Genomic DNA, 3,212 nt, shown 5'->3' with positions numbered 1-3,212 from the left:
GGGTTTAATAGGACCTGACTTCTAAGTAACAAAAAATAAGCGACCAACTTTCATCTTTGAGGTTAACTAATTTAAACTTTGATGATTGTGCCAAGAGAAACTGCCACTAACTTCTCTTCGTTTCCGCTTTTCGCATACACCTTACATTCGCATGTCGCCTGACGTTTACCCGAATACAAAACAGTTGACTTCGCAATTAGCTTATCGCCAATAGCAGGCCTAACATAGTTCACTTTATATTCTGAGGTAACACAGCTGCCCAGCACGGATGCGCCAGCAAACGTAATACAATTATCAGCTAGATAGCTAACCACGCCGCCATGTGCAAAACCATAGTTTTGTTTAAGATCATCTCGAATAGCGAGACTTAACTCAGCAGCGCCAACCTCAAACATCTCCAACTCAGCGCCCAACAACAAACTAAAAGACTGCTGTGCTAGGATCTCCTTTCCTTCCTCTAACATAGTATTGCTCAACTTCTTCTCCTTAGTAATATTTACGCTCAAATAGACTCTACATCGCGAATGGTGTTCACGTTTATGGGTAAACGAGTTACAGCGATATGATTAGCTCAACACGAATAAAAGCTGGACTAGAGATATTATCTACAATTAGATTCCCATAGATTAATCACAATGTAAACAAGCAGTTATATCCATTACTTTGTGTATGCTGAATGAGATTGAAATGTTTCAACATAATTTAGGACGAGACATTTAAAACAAAAAAGCCGCGTAGTAAGAAACTAAGCGGCTTTTTCTATATTCAAACTAGGGCTGGATTAATCTAACCAGAACTCTTTTTTGAACTTAATACCAAACTCACTGCGGTCATTGCTGCGCATGACACCAACAAAGCCACTTTGCTGTAGACGACCTACATCGTACACTTCATTAAGCACGTTTTCACCGTATAACGTTACTTCCATATCGCCTTCAGCGTTGGTGTATGAGATGTTAAAGCCTAACAATTCGCGAGAATCAATATGCTCGCTTGCACGTGTTACAGACTGACCTTGCATGTCTGAGCGGTACGAGTAGCTTGCGTTAACTGCAATCGTTGCACCATGCTCTAAGTCATGGAAGTAAGATGGTGCCACCATCACAGTCCATCTTGGCGTAAGTGCTGGCGCATCGCCTTTACCAATACCAATAACACCTTCATCAACATGGGTAATTTCAGAGTCAAGGTAACCGATTGAGCTGCGTACTGAGAAATCATCAGTAATTGCGACTGTCGTTTCAAGTTCAATACCTTGTGCTTTCGACTCACCCGCATTTTCCACGATAGTGACGAAACCACCGCCAGCTGTCGGGTCGTTGAAAGGTAACGCCAGATCAGTGTAATCCGTTACAAATGCAGCAACCATCATAGATACGTTTTCATGCACTTGGCCTTTGAAACCAATTTCGTAGTTAATTGCTTTAGTTTCATCAAACGCAGCGAATTGATCTGGGCCACCAAATGGGCGAGGTGGGAAGCCGCCACTTTGGTATCCTTTTTGAACCTGTGCGTAGACATTGATGTCACGAGTTAGCTGGTATGACGCATTCACATCCCACGTCACTTCGTCAAAGTCTGCGCTAACGTATTTACGAGCACCAAAGCTTGGGAATAGCGCGTTTGCCTCTTTTTTGTCTTCAGAGTAACGTAAACCACCACCAATGCTGAGTAAATCAGTCACGTCAAAGCTTGCATTGATATATGCCGCATAGGCATCGGTTTCTTGGTTGATGTCAAAGTAACCGTAGCCGCCAAAAGAAGCCGTCTGACCATCATTCAATAATCCATTTGGCGTGTTCCATGGGCTAAATACAAACGGACCAGAGCTGGTAAAGCCATCTTCGTTAAAGTAATAAAGACCCGATACAAAATCCCAAGAGTCATAAGTACCATTTAGCTGTAGTTCAAATGAGTACTGATCTGCACCGCCCTCTTCTGGGAATTCTGATAGATTAAGTGCTACCGCATCGTCATCTAGGCCGCCGGTATATTCAGAGCTACGCTTACTTGCGATAAATTTAACAGAGTAAACATCACTTGCTTGCCAATCGGCAGTCACGGAGCCGCCCCAACCAGAATAATCAGTGCTTTCAATGCCAGCAACCGTTGTTGCCAAATCATCAGGATTGTTTGGCAGCATAGACTCATCTAGCAATGGGAAGTCACCATTGAAAGGATCATTTGAGTCAAGCGGATCTGTTAATTCGATAGTATACGGCGATTGACCAGACTCGTTCTCAACGCCGTCAAATGCAGCGGTGACAACTAAATCATTCGTCGCTTGCCATCTAAGTGCTAAGCGACCACTAAACTCTTGTTCTTCGCCGATTTCTTTTTCAGGATTTGCTAAGTTAATTGCTTTGCCTACACCATCGCGCTCTTTATAAGAAGCACTTGCAGAAAAGCTTAGTGTGTCTGTTAAAGTTTGACTTGTATATAGATCAGTCGCTAAACGACCGCGAGAACCTATTTTAGCTTCAACGCGTGCAACTTCTTCAGCGCCAGGTTGTTTAGTGATTACATTTACTGCACCACCTAATGTGTTACGACCGTACAGTGTACCTTGTGGACCACGTAGTACTTCTACGCGTTCAACATTTGGCAATGAAAGGTTAGAACCCATCTGACGGCCAAGATATACACCATCAACGTACACACCAACACCAGGGTCTGTTGTGATCACATGGTCTTGCAGACCAATACCGCGGATAAATACAGAAGCATGTGCAGCGTTACCTACACCATAGCGAGTAATATTTAAGTTTGGAACGAACTTACCAATATCGTCTAGATTGCTGATATTGGCTTTATCAATATCACTAGCACCGATAGAAGTAATTGCGGTAGGCGTTTCGAACAAGCTTTCTGTACGTTTACGAGCAGTCACTTCTATTTTTTCAAAAACTTGTTTTTCTTGCTCTACATTAGCTTGTTCAGCCAATGCTGTACTAGGAAGGGCTACTGCTGCTAACACTGCAGCTGAAATCGCAGATAAACCAAGGCGAGGTAAAACTGTAATCATATAATCTCCAAAGGAATCACCGTGTGTGTACTAGTCGCGAGAGGTCACAAACTAGAGAAGCAACAAGCTCAGTGTTATTACTTCTAGCCCTGTAATCCGTCAAATCTAAATAGACTGAACGCTACAAATTTTGGGCATAAAAAAAGATGCACTAGGCGCATCTCTTTCCTCTGGAGGGGTATTATAG

Annotated in this window: 2 protein-coding genes; both read right to left on the bottom strand. The window is 42.9% G+C overall.

Features of this window, described 5'->3' with window-relative positions; all coding sequences use genetic code 11:
- Positions 1-71 precede the first annotated feature (71 nt).
- Positions 72-476 (bottom strand): PaaI family thioesterase, encoded by a 405-nt coding sequence (locus L1D50_RS22300; protein WP_235956557.1) that lies wholly within the window; start codon positions 474-476, stop codon positions 72-74.
- Between the two features lie 305 nt (positions 477-781).
- Positions 782-3,025, bottom strand: coding sequence for a TonB-dependent receptor (locus L1D50_RS22295; protein ID WP_239966865.1), 2,244 nt, complete (start codon positions 3,023-3,025; stop codon positions 782-784).
- Positions 3,026-3,212: the final 187 nt, after the last annotated feature.

Source organism: Pseudoalteromonas sp. Isolate6, from assembly GCF_022398435.1.
GTDB classification, from domain to species: Bacteria; Pseudomonadota; Gammaproteobacteria; order Enterobacterales; family Alteromonadaceae; genus Pseudoalteromonas; species Pseudoalteromonas galatheae.
Note: the sequence above shows the minus strand (reverse complement) of the source record. Positions and strands in the feature narration are given on the sequence as shown.

Coding starts and splice junctions, on each gene's coding strand:
- L1D50_RS22295 (WP_239966865.1), bottom strand. CDS start 3,025: ATGATTACAGTTTTACCTCGCCTTGGTTTATCTGCGATTTCAGCTGCA.